20 protein-coding genes are annotated in these 22109 nt (G+C 67.4%); 13 read left to right on the plus strand and 7 right to left on the minus strand.

The genetic code is table 11. The features are described 5' to 3' along the window. Positions 1-241: 241 nt before the first annotated feature. The 3 genes from KDJ86_RS04610 to KDJ86_RS04620 form a co-directional block, all read right to left on the minus strand. Entirely contained in the window at positions 242-871 is a 630-nt protein-coding gene (locus KDJ86_RS04610; RefSeq protein ID WP_291743511.1) for a 2-dehydro-3-deoxy-6-phosphogalactonate aldolase, read from the minus strand. Continuing rightward, positions 868-1812 (minus strand): 2-dehydro-3-deoxygalactonokinase, encoded by a 945-nt coding sequence (locus KDJ86_RS04615; protein ID WP_291743512.1) that lies wholly within the window; start codon positions 1810-1812, stop codon positions 868-870. The genes KDJ86_RS04610 and KDJ86_RS04615 overlap by 4 nt, the downstream gene beginning before the upstream one ends. A 98-nt stretch (positions 1813-1910) precedes the next feature. After that, a complete protein-coding gene (locus tag KDJ86_RS04620; protein WP_291743537.1) occupies positions 1911-2933 on the minus strand; it encodes a substrate-binding domain-containing protein in 1023 nt (340 codons plus the stop codon). 372 nt (positions 2934-3305) lie between these two features. On the opposite strand from KDJ86_RS04620, the gene KDJ86_RS04625 reads away from it, so the two are divergent. The 9 genes from KDJ86_RS04625 to KDJ86_RS04665 all read left to right on the plus strand — a co-directional run bounded on the left by KDJ86_RS04625 (position 3306) and on the right by KDJ86_RS04665 (position 12717). After that, positions 3306-4571 carry an ABC transporter substrate-binding protein gene (locus KDJ86_RS04625; protein ID WP_291743514.1) on the plus strand — a complete coding sequence of 422 codons (1266 nt, stop codon included), beginning with the start codon at positions 3306-3308 and terminating at the stop codon, positions 4569-4571. Between the two features lie 156 nt (positions 4572-4727). Continuing rightward, complete coding sequence (locus KDJ86_RS04630) at positions 4728-5663, plus strand: carbohydrate ABC transporter permease (protein WP_291743516.1); 936 nt, start codon at positions 4728-4730, stop codon at positions 5661-5663. Positions 5664-5666: 3 nt separating this feature from the next. Next, positions 5667-6491 (plus strand): carbohydrate ABC transporter permease, encoded by an 825-nt coding sequence (locus tag KDJ86_RS04635; protein ID WP_291743519.1) that lies wholly within the window; start codon positions 5667-5669, stop codon positions 6489-6491. Positions 6492-6531: 40 nt separating this feature from the next. Next, the gene (locus KDJ86_RS04640; protein WP_291743521.1) at positions 6532-7629 is read left to right on the plus strand and encodes an ABC transporter ATP-binding protein; all 1098 of its coding nucleotides are present in this window, start codon (positions 6532-6534) and stop codon (positions 7627-7629) included. A gap of 184 nt (positions 7630-7813) precedes the next feature. Beyond that, positions 7814-9229: a siroheme synthase CysG gene (gene cysG / locus KDJ86_RS04645; RefSeq protein WP_291743523.1), complete on the plus strand. Its 1416-nt coding sequence runs from the start codon at positions 7814-7816 to the stop codon at positions 9227-9229. 11 nt (positions 9230-9240) lie between these two features. Further along, entirely contained in the window at positions 9241-9585 is a 345-nt protein-coding gene (locus KDJ86_RS04650) for a DUF2849 domain-containing protein (RefSeq protein ID WP_291743524.1), read from the plus strand. A 175-nt stretch (positions 9586-9760) separates the two neighbouring features. Continuing rightward, positions 9761-11422: a nitrite/sulfite reductase gene (locus tag KDJ86_RS04655; protein WP_291743525.1), complete on the plus strand. Its 1662-nt coding sequence runs from the start codon at positions 9761-9763 to the stop codon at positions 11420-11422. Further along, on the plus strand, positions 11409-12164 hold the full coding sequence (locus KDJ86_RS04660) for a phosphoadenylyl-sulfate reductase (RefSeq protein ID WP_291743526.1): 756 nt from the start codon (positions 11409-11411) through the stop codon (positions 12162-12164). The genes KDJ86_RS04655 and KDJ86_RS04660 overlap by 14 nt, the downstream gene beginning before the upstream one ends. A gap of 4 nt (positions 12165-12168) precedes the next feature. Next, a complete protein-coding gene (locus tag KDJ86_RS04665) occupies positions 12169-12717 on the plus strand; it encodes a DUF934 domain-containing protein (RefSeq protein ID WP_291743527.1) in 549 nt (182 codons plus the stop codon). Between the two features lie 218 nt (positions 12718-12935). Here KDJ86_RS04665 and edd read toward each other — a convergent pair whose 3' ends face one another. After that, positions 12936-14750, minus strand: a complete 1815-nt coding sequence (gene edd / locus KDJ86_RS04670) for a phosphogluconate dehydratase (RefSeq protein WP_291743528.1) — start codon at positions 14748-14750, stop codon at positions 12936-12938. 158 nt (positions 14751-14908) lie between these two features. On the opposite strand from edd, the gene KDJ86_RS04675 reads away from it, so the two are divergent. Continuing rightward, a complete protein-coding gene (locus KDJ86_RS04675) occupies positions 14909-15157 on the plus strand; it encodes a hypothetical protein (protein WP_291743529.1) in 249 nt (82 codons plus the stop codon). 7 nt (positions 15158-15164) lie between these two features. Here KDJ86_RS04675 and zwf read toward each other — a convergent pair whose 3' ends face one another. Beyond that, positions 15165-16643 (minus strand): glucose-6-phosphate dehydrogenase, encoded by a 1479-nt coding sequence (zwf, locus tag KDJ86_RS04680; RefSeq protein ID WP_291743530.1) that lies wholly within the window; start codon positions 16641-16643, stop codon positions 15165-15167. Between the two features lie 257 nt (positions 16644-16900). Here zwf and KDJ86_RS04685 point away from each other — a divergent pair, with 257 nt between their 5' ends. The 3 genes from KDJ86_RS04685 (at position 16901) to KDJ86_RS04695 (ending at position 20222) form a co-directional block, all read left to right on the plus strand. After that, positions 16901-18376, plus strand: coding sequence for a hypothetical protein (locus tag KDJ86_RS04685; protein ID WP_291743531.1), 1476 nt, complete (start codon positions 16901-16903; stop codon positions 18374-18376). A 19-nt stretch (positions 18377-18395) separates the two neighbouring features. After that, complete coding sequence (locus KDJ86_RS04690) at positions 18396-18716, plus strand: YciI family protein (RefSeq protein WP_291743532.1); 321 nt, start codon at positions 18396-18398, stop codon at positions 18714-18716. An 87-nt stretch (positions 18717-18803) separates the two neighbouring features. Continuing rightward, positions 18804-20222, plus strand: a complete 1419-nt coding sequence (locus tag KDJ86_RS04695; protein WP_291743533.1) for an MATE family efflux transporter — start codon at positions 18804-18806, stop codon at positions 20220-20222. A gap of 69 nt (positions 20223-20291) precedes the next feature. On the opposite strand, the gene KDJ86_RS04700 is transcribed toward KDJ86_RS04695, so the two are convergent. Together KDJ86_RS04700 and KDJ86_RS04705 are read right to left on the minus strand one after the other, a co-directional pair. Next, entirely contained in the window at positions 20292-21197 is a 906-nt protein-coding gene (locus KDJ86_RS04700) for a c-type cytochrome (RefSeq protein ID WP_291743534.1), read from the minus strand. 116 nt (positions 21198-21313) lie between these two features. After that, positions 21314-22109 (minus strand): multicopper oxidase domain-containing protein (locus KDJ86_RS04705; protein WP_291743535.1); only part of this gene is annotated, 796 nt, incomplete at its 5' end.

Consider the following 22109-nt stretch of genomic DNA (forward strand, 5'->3'; position numbering starts at 1 on the left):
GTCTATTCCCAGTTGGCGGCTATCGTCGTGAAAAAGGCTGAAATGCCGGACAGGCTACCGTGTCGGGTTTCGCAACCCGCCGCTGTCGCGTCATCGACAACGCGCCCGGGCAATCGACGAATTGTCTATTGACGGACGGCAGCATGCCGGCGATCCGCATCGCCGCGACCGTCATCTGCCGGATCGGACGATGAACCCCGAGCCTAGACAGGCATGCGCGAAAAAGAAGCCAGCCGGCCGGTCAGGCGGCGACGCATGCCCGGTATGCGGCGACCATTCCGGCCGCCCGCGCGGCGACGTCATCGGCGGTCATGCCCGGCTTGAAGAGGCTGGAGCCGATTCCGAAGCCCGCCACGCCGGCCGCGAGATAATCGCCGATAGTCGATGCATCGACGCCGCCGACGGCAAGGAGCGGCAGGTCCGGCGGCAGGACCGCGCGCATCGCCCTGATGCCGGCCGGACCGAGGATATCGCCAGGAAAGAACTTCAGGGCGTCGGCCCCGGCCGCGATCGCGCCGAAGGCCTCGGTGGCGGTAAAGACACCCGGAAAGGAGGCGAGGCCCGCGGCCTTCGTGGCGCGGATCACCGCGTCGTCACGGTTCGGCGAGACGATGATCCTTCCGCCCGCGGCGGCCACCGCCTCCACCTGCTCGACCGCCAGCACCGTTCCGGCACCGACGATGGCGCGGTCCCCCGCCTGCCGCGCCATGATCGCGATGCTGTCGAGCGGATCGGGCGAATTGAGCGGCACCTCGAGCACGCCGATGCCGGCCGCAATCAGCGCCTCGAGCACGGCCTCCGCCTCTTCGGGCCGGATGCCGCGGAGGATCGCGACAAGCGGCAGATGACCGGCGAAAACATCCCTCGTCATCGGCTCTCTCCGGGCAGGAAGCCTATCCCGCGGGCGAGCGACACGAGCCCGGCAAGGACCATCTCGCCGCCATCGAGGGTCCCGGTCGCGAAGCCGGCGACCTCGAAGGCCCGGTGGTAGGCGCGCGCCAGCGAGCGCGCGCCGACGATGCCGATCGCCGTGCCGTCCTGGAGGCGGCCGGCGGACCTGGCCGCGGCGATCTCGCCGCCGATGACAATGCCGGAGAGATAGGCGCGGTTGGCGTGGAGGTCGACATCGTCGAGAAGGTATCGGGCGCGCACCGAGAAGACGGCGGCGAGAAAGGGGAGCCCCTCGACGACCATACGGCGGACACCGAGCGCGAAATCCGGCGACGTCGCGAGGTCGCCATCCTCCCCCGTCACGGAATGGCGAAGGAAGGACTGATGCGCCAGCAGGTGAAACAGCTCGCCGGTCAGGAAGGTCTGGAAGTCGGCGATCGCCCCCTCGCCGATCGTCGCCCATTTCGAATGGGTGCCGGGGAGGATGGCGAGGCCCCGATAGCCGCCGGGGCGCTCGAGCAGGCCGACCATCTGGGTCTCTTCGCCGCGAATGACATCGCCGTCGCGGTCCGGGGAGCGGACCATGACGCCGGGGACGATGGCGACCGGCCGGCCCTTCGCCGTCTCGAAGCGCAGGATGCCGGCGGCGATCGCGGCCGGGGTTGCCGGGCAGGCGACATAGGGCGCCTCCCGCCAGCCCTGACGGCTGCCGATCATCCCCGCCATGATCGCCGGAACCGCGGGCCATTCGGCGACCAATCGCTCGAACGCCGCTTCATGGGTGCCGGCCGCGACCTTTCCGATGCCGTCGTCGCTGCCGGCTTCGGCAAGCACCGCGCCGCCGGCCGAGAGCAGCATCGCGCGGAGCCGGCTGGTGCCCCAGTCAACCGCGATGAGAGCGGCCTGGTCGTTTGAAGTCATGCCTGCCGAATATCCCTTCCCGTCGCGTCCGGCGAGTGCCGGAGCCCGCCGCGCTTGTGTGGCAAGCGCGGCGACGCGTCAACCCATGCGGCAACCGGTCAACGGCCGGGGGCCGGCCCGGTCGAGCCGCGAATGATCAGGTCGACCGGCCAGAGCTCCTGGAGCGTGCCGGGCGAGCGGCCGGTCAGGAGATCGATCGCCATCTCGGCGACCCGCGTGCCGGCGGCGCGGATCGGCGACCGGGTGGTCGACATGGGCGGCACCATCCGATCCGGATTGAGAAAGGGGAAGACGTCGTCATGGGCAATGATCGAGACGTCCTGGCCCAGCACGAGGCCGGCGCTGCGCAGCGCGCGGAAGGCGCCGAGCGCCAGCATCATGCTGCCGACGACAATCGCGGTCGGCGGCTGCGCCTCGGCGAGGAAGCGCTCGGTTGCCCGGTAGCCGACCTCGTCGGTCATCGTGCCGCTGGCCATCAGCCGGGGATCCGCCTGGATGGCGCGGGCTTCCAGCGCGCTGCGATAGCCGCGCTCGCGATACACCGCATAGCTGAAGCGCGAATCGCCGTTGATCAGCGCAATGCGTTGGTGACCGAGATCGAGAAGGTGTTTGGTGGCATGCCGGAAGCCGCCCTCGTTGTCGATGTCGAGCCAGGCATGCTGGGCGTCACTCTGAGTGCGGCCGTGAACGACGAAGGGGCAACCGAGCTCCATCAGCAGCGGCACGCGCAGGTCGCCGACCACCGGGCTCGACAGGATGATGGCATCGACCCGTGTCCCGCCCGCCATGCGCCGGTAGCTCGCCAGCTCGTCATCGCCGGAGGTCGGCGACAGCACGATGTCGATCTCGTCCTCAATGAGTCGCTCGCCGATGCCGGCAAGAAACTCGACGAAATGCGGGTCGACGAGAAGGTTGCGGTTGGACGGGAAGACGGCGCCGATCGCGCCGGCACGGCCGGTCGCCAGCCGGCGGGCGCTGGCGTTTGGCCGGTAGTCGAGCCGCCTTGCGGTCTCCAGCACCCGCTGCCGGGTCTTCTCGTTGACCTCCGGATAGCCGTTCAGCGCGCGGCTCACCGTCGTCGGCGACAGCCCGAGCTGCCTGGCCAGATCCTTCAGCTTGATCAATTCGGCGTTCCTCCGAATCCGACATTCAAAGCGCTTTCAAATCACGATGCAAGTGGCCGCGCCGCCGATGGCGTCTCCGCCCCGCAAGGCGTGTCATCGGCGCCGGCCGCCACCGTCCTCCCGCAGAGCGAGAACCATTGATTCTGTTGGGATTACCCTGCGCCCGCGGGAATGCCCTCCCATGCGCCCCGGCCCGCGCAACTTGACACGCTCCGGTGTTGTCGGCGATATTTGTCCAAAGCGCTTTGGATTTTTGGCTTCTGGAGCGTTTGGAGGGAGGAGACATGGACGATCCGCGCGCCAGCCCGGCGCCGGCCCGTCGACGAGTCCTTCCGCGCCGTGTTTGAAGCTTTCAGGGAGGAAACCGCAATGAAGCTTCGCAACGCCCTACTCGCATTCACCGCAGGATTCGCGCTAACGGCCGGCCAGGCCGCGGCGGCGGACCTTGCGATCGTTTCCGGTGCCGTCGGCGACGACCTTCAGACCCTCCGCTACCAGCTCGACGAGTTCGAGAAGGCGAGCGGCAACAAGGTGTCGATCGTCTCGATGCCGCCATCGACCTCCGACCAGTTCGGTCAGTACAAGTTGTGGCTCGCGGCCGAGAATCCCGACATCGACGTCTACCGGACCGACGTCATCTGGGCCCCGCAGCTCGCCAACCAGTTCGTCGACCTGACCGAGGCGACGAAGGACGTCATCGGCGATCACTTCCCTGCGATCGTCGAGTCGCAGACGGTGAACGGCAAGCTCGTCGCCATGCCGTATTTCACCGACGCTCCGGCGCTCTACTACCGGACCGACCTGCTCGAGAAGTATGGAAAGGACGTCCCGACGACATGGGCGGAACTGACCGCGACAGCCCAGGAGATCATGGACGCGGAGCATGGTGCCGGCAACACGGGCCTGTACGGCTTCGTCTTCCAGGGATCGGCCTATGAGGGGCTGACCTGCGACGCGCTCGAATGGGTGATGTCAAACGGCGGCGGCCAGATCGTCGAGCCGGACGGATCGATCTCGATCAACAACCCGAAGGCCGCGGAAGCCATCGAGATGGCCAAGGGCTGGGTCGGCACGATCGCCCCGGAAGGCGTGCTCGCCTACAAGGAAGAGGATTCGCGCGGCGTCTGGCAGACCGGCAATGCGGTCTTCATGCGCAATTGGCCCTACGCCTATTCGCTTGGCAACAGCGCGGACTCGGCCGTGAAGGACAAGTTCGACGTGAGCACCCTGCCGGTTGGCCCGAGCGGTTCCCGTCCGGCCTCCACGCTCGGCGGATGGAATCTCGCCGTCTCCAAGTATTCGGCCCATCCCGACGAAGCGATCGAACTGGTCAAGTTCCTCGCTTCCAAGGACATGCAGAAATACCTCGCCCTCCAGTCCTCACGCCTGCCGACGATCCAGTCGCTCTACGAGGATCCGGATATCATGGAGAAGCAGCCGATCATCCCGCGGTGGAAGGAGGTCTTCCTCAACGCCGTGCCGCGGCCGTCGGCCCCGACCCAGAAGAAGTATAACGAGGTGTCGACCGAGTTCTGGACGGCCGTCCATGCCACTCTTTCCGGTGACGGCTCGGCGGCGGACAACCTCAAGAAGCTCGAAGCGAAGCTGAAGCGCCTCAAGGGCTCCGCCTGGTAGGCGCCTGCGACGAAACCCGTCGGCGGTGGCGCCTATCCACCGCCGATGGTGCATCGCCGGCTTAGCCGGCTTGCCCGATAATGCTGGTCGATGCATTGTAGCCTTCCTCCTGACGGGAGGGCCCGAGGCATCGACAAAAAAGGCGGGGCCAGGGGGATGAAGCGCGAATCTCAGCTATCCAGGCAGCGCAAGCGGGCGGCCTGGCTGTTTCTGACACCGATGCTTGCGGTGCTGGCGGCGGTTGCGCTCTGGCCGCTCCTCAAGACGATCTATTTCGGCTTTACCGACGCGTCCCTGGACGACCTCGCCGGGGCGCGGTGGATCGGCTTCCGGAATTTCCTCGAATATGTCGATTATGGCGACGGTACCGGCGAGTATTACGGCCTGCTCGCCGACCCGACGTGGTGGAACGCGGTTCGCAACACCCTCTTCTTCACGGTGGTCTCGGTGGTCTTCGAGACCATCCTCGGGATGATCGTCGCGCTGGTGCTGAATGCCAATTTCCGCGGACGCGGCTTCATGCGCGCCGCCATCCTGATCCCCTGGGCCATTCCGACGATCGTCTCGGCAAAGATGTGGGCGTGGATGATGCACGACCAGTTCGGCATCCTCAACGACATCGGGCTGAGCCTCGGGCTGATCTCGACGCCGATCGCCTGGACCGCGTCCGCCGACACGGCGATGGCGGCGGTGATCATCGTCGACATCTGGAAGACGACGCCGTTCATGGCGCTGCTGATCCTCGCCGGCCTGCAGATGATCCCCGGTGACATCTACGAAGCGGCCCGCATCGACGGCGTCAATCCGATCAAGGTCTTCTGGAGGGTGACGCTGCCGCTGGTGCGGCCCGCCCTCATGGTGGCGGTGATCTTCCGCGGCCTCGACTCGATGCGGATCTTCGACCTGATCTACGTGCTGACGCCCAACAACGCGCAGACGACCTCGATGTCGGTATACGCGCGACAGAACCTCTTCGAGTTCGACAAGTTCGCCTACGGCTCGGCCGCGTCGACGCTGTTGTTCCTGACCATCGCGATCATCACCATCCTCTATATCTGGGCCGGCCGGGTCAGCTTCGACGGGGGACGCTGAGCGATGAAGCTGATCAAGAATCTCCTCTTCTACGTGCTGGTGCTGGTCATCGCGGTGATCGCGATCTTCCCGTTCTATTACGCGATCGTCACCTCCTTCAAATCCGGCACCGCGCTGTTCGAGGTCGACTACTGGCCGAAGGTGATCTCCCTCGCCAACTACATCTCGGTGCTGACCACGGGCAACTTCCCGCGCAACTTCCTCAACTCGGTCATCGTCTCGACGGCGGTCGTGGCCATCTCGCTGCTGCTGGCGATCACCGCCGCCTTCGCGCTTGCCCGGGTCCGCTTTCGCGGCCGTTCGCTGCTGCTCCTGACCATCCTCTCGGTGTCGATGTTCCCGCAGATCGCGGTGCTCGCCGGCCTGTTCGAGATGATCCGCGGGATGGGCATCTACAACTCGCTGCTCTCGCTGGTCTTCTCCTACATGATCTTCACCCTGCCCTTCACGGTGTGGGTGCTGACCACCTTCATGCGCGACCTGCCGATCGAGATCGAGGAAGCGGCGATCGTCGACGGCGCCAAGCCCTGGACGATCGTGACCAAGGTCTTCATGCCGTTGATGTGGCCGGCGCTGGTGACGACGGGGCTGCTCGCCTTCATCGCGGCCTGGAACGAGTTCCTCTTCGCGCTGACCTTCATATCGAATGACGTGCAGCGCACGGTCCCGGTGGCGATCGCCCTGATTTCCGGCGCATCGGAATTCGAGGTGCCGTGGGGGAATATCATGGCGGCCTCGGTGATCGTCACGGTGCCGCTTGTCGTGCTGGTCCTCATCTTCCAGCGCAAGATCATCTCCGGCCTAACCGCCGGCGGCGTCAAGGGCTGAACGCCACAGACGGCGGCATGGCCTGAAGGAGAAAGACAGGATGGCCGATCTAACCTTAAGTCAGGTCCGCAAGGCCTTCGGCGCAGTCGAAGTGATCAAGGGTGTCGACCTGAACATCCAGTCGGGCGAGCTCATCGTCTTCGTCGGGCCGTCGGGCTGCGGGAAATCCACGCTGCTTCGCCTCATCGCCGGGCTCGAGGACATCACCTCGGGGACGCTGCAGATCGACGGACGGACGGTCAACGACCTGCCGCCGTCGGAGCGCGGAATCGCCATGGTGTTCCAGTCCTACGCGCTCTATCCGCACATGACCGTCTACGACAACATGGCCTTCGGCATGCGGTTGGGCGGCGGTGGCAAGCAGGAGGTCGAACAGCGGGTGCGCGCCGCCGCGGAAATCCTGCAGATCACGCCATATCTCGACCGTCTGCCCAAGCAGCTCTCCGGCGGGCAGCGGCAGCGCGTCGCGATCGGCCGCGCCATCGTGCGCGACCCGCGCGTCTTCCTCTTCGACGAACCGCTGTCCAACCTCGATGCCGCCCTGCGCGTCGCCACCCGCATCGAGATCAACAAGCTCCATGAGAGCATGCCCGACACAACGATGATCTATGTGACCCACGATCAGGTCGAAGCGATGACGCTCGCCGACAAGATCGTGGTCCTCAATTTCGGCACGGTCGAGCAGGTCGGCGGACCGATGGAGCTCTATCTCGATCCGGCCAATCTGTTCGTCGCCAAGTTCATCGGGTCGCCGTCCATGAACACGGTTCCGTGCGTCATCGAACAGGGCGGCTCGCAGCCATCCGTAAAGCTCGATTCGGGGCGCTCGGTCGAACTCAACGCGGATGTGCCGGAGAGCGCCAAAGGGGCCAATGGTACGTTCGGCGTTCGTCCGGAAGACCTGACCGTTACCGACGGCGGCGACGCCATCTTCGAGGGGACCGTCGACATCGTCGAGAAGCTCGGCGAGGTGACCCTCCTCTACGTCAATTGCGGAGACCCCGAAGCGCCGATCGTCGCCAAGCTCGAGGGCATCTCGCTGGTCAAGAAGGGCGAGAGCGTCGGCCTGACGGCGCCGACGGAGGACCTGCACGTCTTCGACGCCAAGGGCGTCGCCTATAAGCGCAGGCGGACCTGACCGCCGGAAACCACCGTCCGGGGGGTTCCAACCGATCTGGCGGCGCTGGCTGAAATCTTTTTCTCCCGCCAGCGCCGAGATTGGAACCGGCGGCTTCGTTCGCCACGCCGCTATTCACTAAATCTGTTCACGGGACATGGCTCGCGCCGTTTTCGCGGCCGGGCCGTTCGTCGTGGAGAACAGGATGCCGGAAGATAAGCGGAAACTCGGGGTCTTCCCCGCCTTCCACAAGGTCGAGGGGCGACGCGTGGTGGTGGTTGGCGGCGGCGAGGAGGCCGCGGCCAAGATCCGGCTGCTGGCCGAGACCAAGGCCACGATCGTCGTCTTCGCCGAGGCGCTGGAGACGCGCACCGGCGTCGACCTGATCGCCGCCCATGGCGACTGGCAGGCGCGGCTGCCGGGCGTCGGGGACCTCGACGGCGCGGCACTGGTCTTTGCCGCGACCGGCTCGGAGGAAACCGACGGCGCCATCCGGGCGCTTGCCCGCGAGGCGGGGGTGCCGATCAACGTCGTCGACCGGCCGGAGCTCTGCGACTTCTACACCCCGGCGCTGGTCAACCGCGCGCCGCTCGCCGTGGCGGTCGGCAGCGAAGGGGTCGCCCCGGTGCTTTCCCGCCACGTCCGGGCGCGGATCGAGGCCCTGCTCGCGCCGGCCTTCGGCGACCTCGCGCGGCTCGCCGACAAGCTTCGGGGTGGCGTGACCAAGACGCTTGCGACGGCGACCGACCGGCGCCGCTTCTGGGCGCGGTTCTTTTCCGGCACCGTCTCCGAGCACGTCTTCGCCGGGCGCATCGACGAGGCGGAAGGCGAAGCGCTGAAGATGCTCGAGATCGGTCCCAACCTCGCCGGCCATGTCTCGCTGGTCGGCGCCGGACCGGGCGCGGAGGACCTCCTGACGCTGCGGGCGCAGCGGGCACTGCAGGAGGCCGACGTGATCGTCCATGACCGGCTGGTGCCCGAGGCGATCGTCGCCCAGGGCCGCCGGGACGCGCGCCGCATCTACGTCGGCAAGGCCAAGGGCCGCCACGCCAAGAGCCAATCGGAGATCAATGCGATCCTCGTCCATGAGGCGCAGAGCGGCAATCGCGTCGTGCGGCTGAAGTCCGGCGACCCGCTGATCTTCGGTCGCGCGGGCGAGGAGATGGCGGCGCTGAGGGCGGCGGGCATTTCCTTCGATATCGTGCCGGGCATCACCGCCGCCTTCGCGGCGGCGGCGGAAGCCGAGATTCCGCTGACGCTGAGGGAGACCTCCTCGTCGCTGGTCTTCGCCACCGGCCACGATGCCGACGGCGAGACGCTGCCGGGTTGGGCCGGGATCGCGCTGCAGGGCGCGACGGTCGCGGTCTATATGGGCCGCTCGGTCGCCGCCCGGGTCGCCGCTCAATTGGTCGAGGCGGGGCTTGCGGCGTCAACGCCGGTCGCCGTCATCGAGAACGCATCGCGTGCCGACCGGCGGGCCTATGCGGGACGGCTCGACGAACTGGTTTCGATCGCAAGCCAGCCGGAGCTGACCGGTCCGGTCCTCTTCATCATCGGCGACGTGGTGGCCGAGGGCGCGATCGATGCCGAGCCGGCGCCGCTCGCCGCCATGGCCGCATAGGAGCGCGCGACATGTTCAAGGCGGCAACATCGGGCCCCGCGAAAGTCGTCACCGCGAATCGCCTGGATAGCGGGCTGGTCGTCTTCCTCGACCCGAATGGCGGCTGGGCCCTCGACATCGCCGAGGCGCGAATCCTCGACGACGAGGAGCTGGACGACGCCCTCGCCTACGGCAAGGAACAGGACGATGCGCGGATCATCCTCGACGCCTATGCGATCGACGTCGAGGTCACCGACGGGCTCGCGGTGCCGGTCCGGCTTCGCGAGCGGATCCGGGCCGAGCGCGGCCCGACCATCGATTACGGCGAAGCGGAGCGGCAGAGGCTGGCCGGCGGCCAGGCCGAGGCCGGGGAATAGGCAAGAGGCGGGGAAGGCCCGCAGGGCCTGACCGGGAACAAGAGACCAAGAGGCGGGGAAGGCCCGCAGGGCCTGACCGGGAACAAGAGACCGAGAGGCGGGGAAGGCCCGGAGGGCCTGACCGGGATCGGAACAAGAGGCGAGAAGCGCCGAAGGCGCGACAGGGAAGACGATCATGTACCGCTATGATGAGTTCGACCAGGAGTTCGTCACCGAGCGCGTCGCGCAGTTCCGCGGCCAGGTCGCGCGGCGCCTGTCGGGCGAGCTGACCGAGGACCAGTTCAGACCGCTCCGGCTGATGAACGGCGTCTACCTGCAGCTCCACGCCTATATGCTGCGGATCGCCATCCCCTACGGGACGCTCAATGCCGAGCAGATGCGGATGCTCGCCTTCATCGCCCGCAAATACGACCGCGGCTACGGGCATTTCACCACCCGCCAGAACCTCCAGTTCCACTGGCCGGCGCTGAAGGACGTTCCCGACATCCTCGACCATCTCTCCCGCGTCGAGATGCACTCGATCCAGACCTCGGGCAACTGCATCCGCAACGTGACGGCCGACCAGTTCTCCGGGGCGGCGGCCGACGAGATCGTCGATCCGCGGCCCTATGCCGAGATCCTCAGGCAGTGGTCGTCGCTCCATCCGGAATTCGTCTTCCTGCCGCGCAAGTTCAAGATCGCGGTGACCGGCGCGGAACGCGACCGCGCCGCGGTCCAGGTCCACGACATCGGGCTGCAGGCCAGGCGCGACGCGAACGGCCGCGTCGGCTTCGCGGTCTTCGTCGGCGGCGGGCTCGGGCGGACGCCGATGATCGCCCACAAGATCAACGACTTCCTGCCGGAAGAGCACCTGCTCTCCTACTGCGAGGCGATCCTGCGGGTCTACAATCTCTTCGGCCGCAGGGACAACAAGTTCAAGGCGCGGATCAAGATCCTGGTCCACGAGACCGGCGCCGAGGAGATCAAGCGCCAGGTCGATGCCGAATGGGAGCGCATCCGCCATTCGGCGCTGGCGCTGCCCGACGAGGAGATCCGGCGAATCCGGGACTATTTCGCGCTGCCGGCTGACCTGCGGCCGAGGCCGGCGGAGAGCATCGTGCTGAACCGGGCACGGGCGGGCGACGCCGGCCTCGATGCCTGGGTCGTCCAGAATGTCGTGCCGCACAAGGTCAGCGGCCATGCGATTGCGACGATTTCGCTGAAGCCGATCGGCGGCACGCCTGGCGATGCGACGGCCGAACAGCTAGAGCTGATCGCCGACCTCGCCGAGCGCTACAGCCACGGCGAAATCCGGGTCAGCCACGAGCAGAACCTGGTGCTGCCCCATGTCGCGCTCGACGACCTGCCGGCGTTGTATGAGGCGCTGGAGCGGAACGGCCTCGGCACGGCCAATGCCGGGCTCGTCACCGACATCATCGCCTGCCCCGGGCTCGACTATTGCGCGCTCGCCAACGCCCGCTCGATCCCGATCGCGCAGCGAATCTCCGAGCGCTTCGGCGACCATGCGCGCCAGGCCGAGATCGGCGAGCTGAAGATCAAGATCTCGGGCTGCATCAACGCCTGCGGCCACCACCATGTCGGCCATATCGGCATTCTCGGCGTCGAGAAGAAGGGCGAGGAATTCTACCAGATCACGCTCGGCGGCTCGGGCGACGAGAATACCTCGATCGGCGAGATCATCGGCAAGGGATTCTCGAGCGACGAGGTGGTCGACGCGATCGAGACGCTGGTCGACACCTATCTCGCCAGGCGCGACACCCCGGACGAAGACTTCCTCGCGGCCTATCGCCGCCTCGGTCAGGCGCCCTTCAAGGAAGCGCTCTATGGCACCGCGTGATGCCATCGCCCTGGCGATCGATCCGGACAACGGCGTCCGGGCGGAAGCGGCCGCGCTGAATGCGCGCCACGGGGACCTCGAGGCAAGCGCGGCGGTGGAGCTCGCGGTCACCGAGCTGTTTCCCGGCAAGGTCGCGCTGGTCTCCAGCTTCGGCGCGGAATCCGCCGTGCTTCTCCACCTCGTCGCCGAGATCGACCGCAAGGTTCCGGTGATCTTCCTGGATACCGGCCGGCTGTTCGCCGAGACGCTGGAATACCGGACGAAGCTGGTGGAGACGCTCGGGCTGGGGGACGTTCGCACCGTGACGCCCGATCCGCAGCGGCTCGTCGGCGACGACCCGCACCGGGCGCTGTGGATGACCAATCCCGACCTTTGCTGCCACATCCGCAAGACGGAGCCACTGAAGCGGGCGGTCAGGGGTTTCGACGCATGGTTCACCGGCCGCAAGCGCTTCCAGAACGCCCAGCGGGCCAGGCTTTCCCTGTTCGAGGCCGAAGGCACGCGGATCAAGATCAACCCGCTGGCCTCCTGGACCGCGTCCGACCTCAAGACCTATGCGCTGCGCCATCAGCTGCCGGAGCATCCGCTGGTCGCCAAGGGCTACCCGTCGATCGGCTGCGTGCCCTGCACCGGCCGGGTGAGCTCCTACGAGGACCAGCGCTCGGGGCGGTGGCGCGGCCTCGACAAGACCGAATGCGGCATCCACGCACCCCTGCTTGAAACCGACGGAAGTGGAATCTAGATCCGTGACAGCAAACGCGACATCGGAAGAGGCCCCGGCGACCACCATGCCCCTGTGGAAGGACGGCGCGTTCATCGCGAATGACTGGCAGATGCTCGACGACGAGGCGGCGGTACCGGATGGCGTGCCGGTCTTCGTCAGCCTGGCGCGGTGGCGGGCGGAACGCGAGACGCTCGGCGGCCGCAACGCGCCGGTCGGCCTGGTGCTCGCACCCGACAGCGACTGGCGGGACGTGGTGGACGACCTGCCGCGCTTCGCGGCAATCGCGGTCAGCGTGCCGAAATTCGTCGACGGACGGGCCTTCTCGATCGCCCGGCTCCTGCGCGACCGGGACGGCTATGCGGGCGAGATACGGGCGGTCGGCGACTTTTTCATCGACCAGGTTCCGTTCATGGCGCGGGTCGGCATCGACGCCTTCCAGGCCGAGGACCCGATCCTGGTCAAGGCTTTCGAGAAGGGCGAATGGCCGGAGGTGAAGAGCTACCTCCAGCCGGCGATCGGCAAGGCCGAAATCCCGGCCGGCACCCGGCCCTGGGCAAGGCGGCGGGGCTGACGGGGCGGTCTTCTCTCGGCGGACGGTCGCGCGGTCCCCAACCGTCATCCCCGGCGAAGGCCCCACCGGCGCGAGTGAAGGGGATCCAGTAGACACCGCCGACGCAAAACCGGCCGTGGCACCGTTTACTGGATGCCCGACCACGTCGGGCATGACAGTCGGCGTTTCAATCGCAATGCACCGCGGGATCGCCGCGATGCCGGCGCGCGCCGTGCCGCCTAAAGCACCCCCGCGCCCATCTCCGCCGGCTGGGCGTTGGCGCGGAACATGCGGAAGAGCTCGCGGCCGAGGCCGAATTCGTTGCCGGACAGGTCGCTGGTCACCGCTTCGCGGGCGGCGAATTCCTCCTGATCGACATAGGCATGCAGACGCCCGCGCGGCGGGTCGACCCGGACGACGTCGCCGTCGCGGAGCTTCGCGATCGGGCCGGCGTCGGCGGCCTCCGGCGTGACGTGGATCGCCGCCGGCACCTTGCCGCTGGCGCCGGACATGCGCCCGTCGGTGAGCAGCGCGACCTTGTAGCCGCGGTCCTGGAGGAGGCCGAGGGTCGGGGTCAGCTTGTGGAGCTCCGGCATGCCGTTGGCCCTCGGCCCCTGGAAGCGGACGACCGCGACGAAATCCCGCTCGAGCTGGCCGGCGCGGAAGGCCTCGCTGAGCTCTTCCTGCGAATGGAAGATAAGGGCCGGCGCCTCGACCACCTGGTTCTCCGGCCTGACCGCCGACACCTTGATGACGGCGCGGCCGATATTGCCGTCGAGCAGGGCAAGGCCGCCCTCCGTCGAGAAGGGCTCGGAAGCCGGGCGCAGCACCGTCTCGTCGCCGCTCGACGAGCGCCCCTCGCTCCAGGCGATGCCGCCGTCATCGCCAAGCTCGGGCGTCACCAGATAGCCGTTGAGGCCGGTGCCCCAGGCGGTACGGACGTCCTCGTGCAGGAGGCCGGCGCCGAGCAGCTCGCGCATCAGGTATTGCATGCCGCCGGCCTTGTGAAAGTCGTTCACGTCGGCCGTGCCGTTCGGGTAGACGCGGGCAAGCAGCGGCACGACTTCCGAGAGGTCCGCGAAGTCGTCCCAGGTCAGCCGGATGCCGGCGGCCTTGGCGGCGGCGACGAGATGAAGCGTGTGGTTGGTCGAGCCGCCCGTGGCGTGGAGGCCGACGACGCCGTTGACGATGGCGCGTTCGTCGATCATCGCGCCGACGGGGGTGTATTCGTTGCCCTGGGCGGTGATCGCCAGGGCGCGCGCCGCCGCCGCGCGGGTCAGCGCATCGCGCAGCGGCGTGTCGGGATTGACGAAGCTCGCGCCGGGGATATGGAGGCCCATGATCTCCATCAGCATCTGGTTGGAGTTGGCCGTGCCGTAAAAGGTGCAGGTGCCCGGCGCGTGGTAGGACTTCGCCTCGACGTCGAGCAGTTCCTCCCAGGTGATCTTGCGCTCGGCATAGAGCTGCCGGGCCTTGGAGCGGGCCGGATTGGGCATTCCCGACGGCATGGGACCGGCCGGGATGAACACCGCCGGCAGGTGGCCGAAGGTGAGCGCCGCGATCAACAGGCCCGGGACGATCTTGTCGCAGATGCCGAGATAGACGGCCGCGTCGAACATGTCGTGCGAGAGGCCGACCGCCGCCGCCATGGCAATGGTATCGCGGGAGAAGAGCGACAGCTCCATGCCGCCCTGCCCCTGGGTGACGCCGTCGCACATCGCCGGCACGCCGCCCGCGACCTCGGCGACGCCGCCCGCATCACGCGCCGCTTCCTTGATGAGGCCGGGGAAGCGCTGGTAGGGCTGGTGGGCCGACAGCATGTCGTTATAGGCGGTGATGATGCCGAGATTGGGGGCCGAATCGCCCCGCAACAGGGCCTTGTCGCCGGAGCCGCAGGCGGCGAAGCCGTGGGCGAGGTTCGAGCAGGACAGGCGCGTGCGACTCGGCTTCCGCTCCCCGGCGAGCGCAATGCGTTCGAGATATTGCCCGCGACCCGATTCACTGCGTTTCGCGATACGTTCGGTCACTTCTCCGATTCGGGCGTGAAGGGTCATGGCTCTGTCTCCTGGCGCACGGGACGGGATCACGTAGGTCTTTGTCAGGCCTGCAAGGATACGCCCGGGCGCGGCGATCTCCAGACCTGGCGGTGCCGAATTTCGCGGCACGGGAATCTGTTCTATTCTCCGCCGAACCGATCGAGATGGGGGTTTGCTTGGCGAAAAAACCGGAGAGCGGGGTTCGGCATCTGGTCCGCTTCCTGGCGCTTGGCGTACCGACCGTGTCGCGAATCCTCGCGGTGGCGCTGATCGTGGCGGCGATCGGCATCGCCTTCTTCAACATCGGCAGCTACGCGACCGACAACGACCGGGCGCTGGTCGCGCTCCTGCTGACGGTCTTCGCCCTCGTCTCCCTGGTGATCGGTTTCGCGGTGCCGGTGCTGACGCGGCGCTTCCTGCGCTGAGGCTTGCTCATTCGGCCTCGTCGTACCAGGTGTGGCCGTCGCGCTCGATCAGCGCGACCGAGGCCGAGGGGCCCCAGGTTCCGGCGGTGTAGCCCTTCGGCGCATCGCTGGAATGCAGCCAGGCCTCGGCGATCGGATCGATCCACGCCCAGGCCGCCTCGACTTCGTCGCGCCGCATGAACAGGGTCTGGTTGCCACGAATGACGTCGAGAATCAGACGCTCATAGGCGTCCGGGCTTCGCACCTTGAAGGCCTGGGCGAAGCTCATGTCGAGCGGCACATAGCGCAGCCGCATGCCGCCGGGACCGGGATCCTTGATCATCAGCCACAGCCGGACGCCCTCGTCCGGCTGGAGGCGGATGACCAGCTTGTTGGGCCTCAACGCGCCGGCGCCGGCATCGAAGATGGAGTGCGGGATCGGCCGGAAGGAGACGACGATCTCCGACACCCGCGCCGCCAGCCGCTTGCCGGTGCGGAGGTAGAAGGGCACTCCCGCCCAGCGCCAGTTTGCGATCTCCGCCTTGATCGCGACGAAGGTCTCGGTGGTCGTCTCGGAATTGTCGACCTCGCTGGTATAGCCGGGCACGGAACCGTCGGGGCCGGCGCCGGCCCGATACTGACCGCGCACCGTGGCGGCGGCGGCGTTGGCCTCGGTGACCGGCACGAGGCTGCGGAGCACCTTGAGCTTCTCGTCGCGAACCGAGTCCGCGTCCATATGCGCCGGCGGCTCCATCGCCACCAGGCAAAGGAGCTGGAGGATGTGGTTCTGCACCATGTCGCGGAGCGCGCCGGAGGTGTCGTAGTAACCGCCCCGCCCCTCGACGCCGAGCGTCTCGGCAACGAGGATCTGGACATGCTCTATGCTCGCGTTGTTCCAGAGCGGCTCGAAAAGCGCGTTGCCGAAGCGGAGCGCCATCAGGTTCTGGACGGTCTCCTTCCCGAGATAGTGGTCGATCCGGTAGATCTGGCTCTCGTCGAAGACCGAACCGACGGCGTCGTTGACCTCGCAGGCCGATTCAAGATCGTGACCGATCGGCTTCTCGATGATGACGCGGGTCTCGGGGGTGACCAGGCCCTCCTTGCCGAGCCGCTGGCAGATGGTGCCGAAAAGCTCCGGCCCGACCGCGAGGTAGAAGGCGCGAATACGGTCCCCGCCTTCCTCCAGCACCCGGCCGAGCGTTTCCCAGCCGCCGTCGCCCTTGGCGTCAACCTGGACGAAATGGAGCCGCCGGAGAAAGCTCTCGACGTCTTCGGCCGTCCGTTCCTCGGCCGGAACGTGCTGCTCGAGGGCTTCGCGGGTCGAGGCCCGGTATTCGTCATCCGACATATCCCGGCGGGAGACACCGATGATCCGCCCGGTTTCCGGGAGCTGGCCGTCGCTGTGGCGCTGGAAAAGCGCCGGCAGGAGCTTTCGATAGGCGAGATCGCCCGATCCGCCGAACACGACGAGGTCGAAGGGTTCCACGGCAATGATGCGGCTGGTCATGGTCGAGATCGCTCCCCTGGCGTCATTCTGGCTTCCGCGATTGCGGTCTACACCGGTCCGTCCGAATTTGGCAGGGGGCGAGACGCTAAAAAACAAGGCAGATGGACAATGCGGGAATGCGGCCAGCGGCGGCAGGTTGATTCGGAGCCGTTCAGGCGGCATTCAGGTGCACGTCACGAAGCTGCCGCCTTGCATTGCCAGCCTGCCGCCGCGCCCCGGACGACGCGCACCGGAACACCAGACAAAACGGACTGATGATGGGCCACCGCCAGACATTCCCTGCAATCCTCGCCTTCCTGACGGTCATCGCGGCCGCGCAGCCGGCATCCGCCGACAGTCGGATCTTCACGGCGCGGACCGACCAGGCGGGCGTCACGATCGACAAGGCCCTGCGCAACGGCGAAGAACTGGCGATCGTCGGCCATGGCGACGGAACCACCCTTTTCCGCATCGACAGCCCGAGCACGCCGGTGGGCTGCGCCAACCGGATCGCATTCGTCGCATCGACCGGCGAGCGGATCGACCTCGTCTCCGACATGTGCGCCCTCAACTGGGATGTGACCGTCAAGGTCCGGGCAGCGGACGTCGCCGACGCGCCGGCGGCACCGGAGAAACCGGCCGTGCCGCCGGTACCGGAGGCTCCGGCGGTGCCGGCCGTACCGGGCAGCGACGCGGACGTGGCCGGACCGGCGGATGACGCCGCGGATGGCGAAACATTCTCGCAGGTCGTCTCCGTGTCGACCGATCACCCGACGGCGACCATCCTGGCGGTGCGGCTCGACGGCCAGCCGGTCGCCATCATCGGCCGCAAGGACGGCGCGGTGCAGTTCGCGGTCGGAGAGACGGAGGAAGGCATCGCCTGCGACCGCGACATCGGGCTGACCCTGTCGAACGGATCGCAGGTCAGCCAGAAATCGAACATCTGCCTGAACGACTGGTCGGTCGTGGTGTCCATGGAGGCCGAAGGCGAGGCCATCCCCGGTGCGACGCCGCCACCACCGGTCGCAACGGCACCCGAGCCGCCGGCGGTCGCGACGCCCGGCGAAGAAATGGTCTGGATCTTCTCGACCTTCGACAATGGCGCTTCACTCGGCCATGGCATCCCCGAGACCGACGCCAGCAACTTCGGCGCCGCCTGCGCACCGCGTTCCGGACGGGTCCTGGTCACCCTGCTCGACACCAGCGTGCCGGGGCTTTCGCCCCAGAGCGCCATTCCCATCACGTTTTCCGGCGGCGGCTTCAACCGGACCTATACCGGGGTGGGATCGCCGGTCGACGATGTCGTCGGCACGTCGCTGCCGCAGGTCGAGATACCGCTCGGCGACGAGCTGTGGTCGGCGATCATCCGCGAGAAGTCGCTGCGGGTGACGGCGGGTCCCTCGAGCTTCCAGCTTTCGCTCGACGGCAGCGCGGGACCGGCACGGGAATTCCTCGCCGCCTGTTCGGGCACCCCGGCCGCGCAACCGGGACCGGCCGCGCCGGCGCCGGGCGGCGGTGGCATCGTCGCCCGCTATTCCTGCGCCAGCGGGACGTCGATCACGGTGACCTTCAACGGCGCGCAGCAGATGGCGACCCTGGCCGAAACCGGCGCGCCGCCGGTGACGCTCCATTTCGACCCCAATGGCCCGGTTCCGCGCTATATTGCCGGCCCGGCGCGCCTCGTGCTGCGCGACGACAGCCTGGTCCGCTGGAGCCGGTTCGGGGGACCGGCGGTCACCTGCCGGCAGCGCTGATATCCAGGGAGCTGCTGCGATGTTCTTCGCCATCTTCGCCGTCGACAAGCCAGGGCTGCTCGCGACCCGGATGGAAAACCGTCCCGCCCATCGCGCCTACGGCGATCGCTACGACCTTCCGGCCCGCAAGATCATCGGCGTGCCGCTGACCGAGGACGACGGGCAGACGATGAACGGCTCGCTGCTGATCCTCGAAGCGCCGGACCGGGCGGCGGTCGAGGCCTATCTCGCCGGCGACCCCTATGTGAAGGCCGGTCTCTTCGAGCGGACCAGCATCGTCGCCGTGCACGAGAGCTTCGAGATGATCCGGGAGCTCCTCCTCGACGACGAGGAAGAGTGACCGCCGGGCCACACTCCGGCGCGATCCGGATGCCGCGGCGAAGATGGCCTATGGCGCGGCGACGCGGGCCGGATTAAAAGCCCGGCCATGACCGACATTGCCAGGCCAGTGCCGGCCGCGCGCGGAGCGTGGGCCACGGAAGCGCGCGCGACGCTTTCGCTGGCGTGGCCGATGATCATCACCCAGATGGCGCAGATGGCGCTCGGCGTCACCGATGTCGTCTTCATGGGCTGGCTGGGGCCGGAGGCGGTCGCGGCGGGCGCGCTCGCGGTCAATCTCAACCTCGTCTTCCTGATCTTCTGTATCGGACTGGTCACCGCCACGGCGCCGATGATCGCGATCGAGCTCGGCCGCGCCCGGCATTCCGTCCGGGACGTGCGGCGCAGTGTCAGGCAGGGATTCTGGGCGGCGGCAACCGTGTCGGTGCCGGTCTGGATCATCCTGTGGCACGGCGAGGATATCCTGATCGCCTTCGGCCAGGATCCCATGCTGGCGAAACAGGCGGGGAGCTACCTCAGGACGCTGCAGTGGGGAATCCTGCCCTTGCTCGGCTACATCATCCTGCGGAATTTCATCGGCGCGCTGGAAAGGCCGCGCGCGGCGATGGCGGTCGCGATCGCTGCCTTCTTCGTCAATGCGGGCCTGGTCTATGCGCTGATGTTCGGCGCGCCCGGCCTGCCGGCCCTTGGCCTCACCGGCGCAGGCATCGGCACCTCGCTGGCCAACCTGTTCATGTTCCTCGGACTCGCGGGCATCATCTCCCTCGACCGGCGCTTCAGGCGCTACTCGCTCTTCGGTCGCCTGTGGCGGCCCGACTGGGTACGCTATCGCGAGATCTGGCGTCTCGGCCTGCCGATCGCGCTGACGCTCACCTTCGAGGTCGGCGTCTTCAACGTCGCCGCCTTCATGATGGGCATCGTCGGCGCCGACGCGCTCGCCGCCCATGCCATCGCCATGCAATTCCCCTCGCTGACCTTCATGGCAATGCTCGGCTTCGCGCTTGCCGCGACCGTGCGCGTCGGGCTTGCCTATGGTCGCGGCGACCTGATCGGAGTCGGCCGCGCCGGCTGGACCGCCTTCGCGATGGCAATGGGGATCGCCCTTTTGACGGCACTCACGATGATCCTCGCCGGCCGGACGCTGGTCGGCGTCTTCCTCGATCTCGGCGATCCGGCCAACCAGACGGTGATCAGCCTTGCCGTGACATTCCTGGTCTTCGCCGGCCTCTTCCAGTTCTTCGATGCCGGGCAGGTTTCGGCATCCGGCATGTTGCGCGGCCTCGGCGACACCCGGATGCCGATGATCTACGCCGGCGTCGGCTATTGGGGCGTCGGCGTGACGCTGTGCGTCCTGCTCGGTTTCGTGACCGGGCTGGGCGGCATCGGCATATGGATCGGCCTGGTCGCGGCCCTCGGCGCCGTCGCGATCCCGCTGACGGTGCGATGGATGCGGCGCGACCGGCTCGGCCTCACGACGCGGCCGGCGCCCGACGCCTCGCATCTCTAGGCGAACAGGTCGCCGGGTCCCGCCCGGCGGCGCCGACCGACCCGGCGGACCGGGCGCGTCGTCCGCCGGCTACTGAAAGGCCTTCTTCTGGAAGTCGGTCCGCTCGACCTTGTTGACGATCGGCGGGATGGTGCGGACGTAGGCAACCACCGCGTCGAGATCCTCGGGCGTCATGTTGGCGAAGAAGGGGAAGGGCATCGGCGGCGACAGGTGGACGCCGTCGGGGTCGATTCCTTCCGTGATCGCCTTCTTGATGTCGTCGTCGGTCCAGTTGCCGAGACCGGTCTCGGGATCCGAGGTGATGTTCGGCGTGACGACCTCCATGCCGGGCGCGAGCTGGATCATGAAGCCGCCCGCGCCGAGGCCGTTCTTGAAGTCCGGGACGCCATTGGCGTCGGGCGAGGTGTGGCACTCGAAGCAATGGGCGAGCGCCGTGACGATGTAGCCGCCATAGGCGACCTTGTCGGACATGGGGGGGGCGGGATTTCCCTTGGCCGGCGGCATCGCCTGCTGCGGTATCTCGAATTTCGATTCCGGTACCTCGTGATGGACCGGCTTGATCGTGCGGAGATAGGCGACGATCGCCTGCACGTCGTCATCGGACATGTTGTTGTAGGTCGGTACCGGCATCGGCGGGAAGATGATCTCCCCCTCGGGCGTCTTCCCCTCGCGGATCGCGGTGATGATCTCTTCGTCGGTCCAGGTGCCGATGCCCGTGTCGGGGTCCTGGGTGATATTGGCCGCGTAGGCGTCGATCCCCTTGTCGACGATGTGGAAACCGCCCGCGAACGCCATCCCCGGCACGAAGGACATGTCCTCGGCGCGGGTGTTGTGGCAGTTGCCGCACGCAACGGGGCCGTTCATCAGGTATTCGCCACGCTTCAGCAGGGCATCGTCGTCCTGGGCGGCCGCCGGGACCGCGGTGGCGGAAAGCGCAAGTATCGAAGCGGAAAGAGCTTGAGCAAGTACCTTCATCGGTTCCTCCCCCGGAATTTCCGTCGCCCCGCGAAGTATCCCACCAATCAGCCCGACCCGACAGCAATTTGAAGTGGTCCTACAACTTTCTCCTAGTTCAGCGGCGGTTGTGTCATTCACACCACCTCGACATAGCCCATCATCCCCGCCTCCTGATGTTCGATGACGTGGCAATGGAACATCCATTTCCCCGGATTGTCGGCGACAAGCGCCACCTCCACCGTCTCGTCGGGCAGCAGCAATACGGTATCCGCGTGATGCACCGGGAGGTTCCGCTGGTTCGAGCGGAGAACCTTGAAGCTGTGGCCGTGGATATGGATCGGATGCATGATCCGGCTCGCATTCTTCAGCTCGAACACATAGGAGCGCCCGCGTTCGAGAATTGCCAGTGGCGGCGGGATCTCCGAATGGTCCCTGCCCGGCCACCCGGCGCCGTTGATCGACCAGAGGCTGTCGGCGGACAGACAGAGCGAGCCGATGAGCAGGCCGCCGGTCGGGTCATCGACAGCCGCCGGAGCGGCGGCGTCCGCCCTGGCGAAGGTGAAGACACGCCGTTCGGCGGCATCGAGAACCGGCTCCGGAATGCGCCCGGCGCGGAGCGGCCGGGGATCGAATCCGCCACCTGGCCCCGCCGGGCCCTGCCCGACGAGGCGCGCCAGCGGCACGGCTGGATCGAGCCCGCGATCGACCAGGCGGGCGACGCCGCCGGCAGCGGGGGCTCTAACCACGAGGTCCAGGCGCCCCGCGGGCGGAAGGTACCAGCCGTCCAGCGCGAAGGGCGTGACCCCGATACCGTCGATCGCGACGACCGCGGCGTCGGTTCCGTCGACCGCTATCTCGATGATACGGGTGCGATCGGTGTTGACGAGGCGCAGCCGGCAATCCGACGCGGCGGGCAGGCCGATCTCCGCC

It is taken from the genome of Bauldia sp. (genome assembly GCF_020442045.1).
In the GTDB taxonomy this organism is placed as follows: domain Bacteria; phylum Pseudomonadota; class Alphaproteobacteria; order Rhizobiales; family Kaistiaceae; genus Bauldia.